Consider the following 2,332-nt stretch of genomic DNA (forward strand, 5'->3'; position numbering starts at 1 on the left):
GTCCTCCCCCTCGACAGCCGGGAGCGGCTGGCCGTCCTCGCCGACGCGCGGCGCGGCGGTCTGGCCAGCACCGCGGCGGCGCCGCTGCGGCTTGCCCGGGCTGACGATGTCGAGCGCGCTGAGCCAGCCCCCGGTGGAGCGAGCTGCCTCGACGAGCTCGCCATACATCGACTCCTCGCCCGCCCGCAGGGTGGCGCTGTCACCGATGCACGCGACCAGGTGCTTGGCGCGCGAGATGGCCACGTTGAGGCGGTTGGGCACGCGCAGGAAGCCGATGCGGCCGCGCTCGTTGGAGCGCACCAGCGAGATGACCACCATGTCCTCCTCGCGGCCTTCGAAGGAGTCGACAGTGTCGATCTTCACCGGGCGCTTGAAGCGGCGCCGCCCGAGCGCCTGGCGGAGTCGCTCCACCTGCTCGGCGTACATGGCGATCACCGCCATGCTCATGTCGCGCGGGGCGCGTTCGTCGAGGAGGCGCACCACCTGCGCCGCGACGCGCACCTCGGCCTCGTTGCGCAGCGCGCCACCGGGTCCGCGGCGCTCGCGCACGCCGCGCATGCCCTCGGTGTCGACGAAGTGCAGCGCCACCGGGAACGGCGTGCGCGTGATGTACGAGTAGGCCTGCACCTCGGGCGCGTCCTGGAGCTGGCCGTCGTAGCTCGCCGCCGACACGTAGGCGGCGATGTCCGGGTGCATGCGGTGCTGGATGGTCAGCAGGCAGCGCGCCGACTCAGGCAGGCGACCCTCCCACGCCAGCTCGAAAAGGCTTCTGTTGACAAGGGTTTCCAGGGCCTCGTCGCTCTCGACGATGCCGTACAGCGCGTCGTCCTCGACCGGCGGCAGCTGCTTGTGGTCACCAACCAGCGCCAGCGCCGAGCCGAGGCGCAACGCGGGGAGCGCCTCGTCGACGCGCGCCTTGTTGGCCTCGTCGAGGATGACGATGTCGAAGTTCATGTCGGTGATCGCCGACGTCGCCGCGGTGGCGCAGGTGGCGAAGTAGCAGTTGGCCTCGAGGAGCCGCGGGTCGTCCTCGTCGTCGCAGCGGAAGCGTTCCACGGTGGGATGCACCCGCTCGGCGCGGGCCACGCGCACAGCGCGCATCCCCGGCGTGCCGGCGAGCCGCTCGAGCGCGTTGTCGACGGCGAGGTTGCTATGCGACGTCACCAGGATGCGCTCGTCGGGGTTGGCCGCCAGGCGGCGCTTGATGGCCTCGACGATGACCGTCGTCTTGCCAGTTCCCGGCGGCCCCTGGATGAACACCGCCTCGCCGGCAGCGAGGGCGCCCAGTAGCGCCACGGCGCGATCCTGCGGCGGGTTGGCCATCATCCCCTCGGTCAACCAGTCGTGGGTGTGCTCCTGCTCGGCGTAGAGCGGGGCGGTGACCCGTTCCGGCGTGACCATGAGCTGGGCGAGCAGGCCGACCCCGAAGTCGCGGGTGGCGATGGCGGCGAGGACGCTGCGCTTGGCCTGGTACAGGGCCTTGTTGAACGACGGCGTGATCGTGCCCTCGCTGCCGGCGTGCTCGAACGTCCGGCAGGTCACCTCGACGGTGTGGCGGTGGTGGTCGATGCGCGACACGCGCCCGACAAAGTTGGGCTCGTCCTCCGGTTCGACGAGCACCGCCGCATCCGGGGTGAGGTTGATCTGCTCGCCCTCGGGCACGGTGAACTCCACCTTGCCCACCTCAGGCTGGCGGCGGTCGGCGTCGGTGAACTCGTGGCCGCACGACGGACAGCGCTCGTGGTCGGCGGGGCGCCACAGAGCCCGGCAGCGCTTGCAGCGCCAGTACTCCTTGGCCGCGCTGAAGTGGGTGCGCTGGGTGGCGGCGCGCTGGCGCTCGGCCTTCTCGAGGCTGTCAACGAGCTTGAGAGCGGCGTACAGCTCCGCCGACTTCGCCGCCGCGGCACTCGCCTCCTTCCAGTCGAGCAGGCGGTGGGTGTCGCTGGCCACACCGTTGGCGGAGGTGACGATCGGCGTGCGGGCGGTGACTGTGAGGACTTTGCTGCCGTCGGGGTGGTCCATCGCCGGGCGCATCGACAGCACCCGCAGGGCGAGATGGTCGGGGTCGTGGTCCGGCGACTCCTGGGGCACGCACTCCAGGGTGAGGTCGGGGAGGGCGACACGCAGCTGGGGCGGCTCCTCGTCCCCGAACGACACCGTGAGGTGGCCCACCTCGCTGATCCTCTGGGCAAAGAGGTCACGCGGGTCGGCGTCCTTCGCATCCCCGTCCGCGAGCGTGGTGAGCACCACCATGGCGTCACTGCCGTCGGGCACGATGAGATGGAGACGGTCGAGAGCGAGGTCCGGGGATATCAGTCGGACGGTCAAACCT

1 protein-coding gene is annotated in these 2,332 nt (G+C 71.0%); it reads right to left on the reverse strand.

Features of this window, described 5'->3' with window-relative positions; genetic code table 11:
* Positions 1-2,332: DEAD/DEAH box helicase family protein (locus JF886_RS00760; protein ID WP_337308617.1), on the reverse strand; the 2,332-nt coding region annotated here is incomplete at both ends.

Source organism: Candidatus Aeolococcus gillhamiae (assembly GCF_016464765.1).
Taxonomy (GTDB): Bacteria; Chloroflexota; Dormibacteria; order Aeolococcales; family Aeolococcaceae; genus Aeolococcus; species Aeolococcus gillhamiae.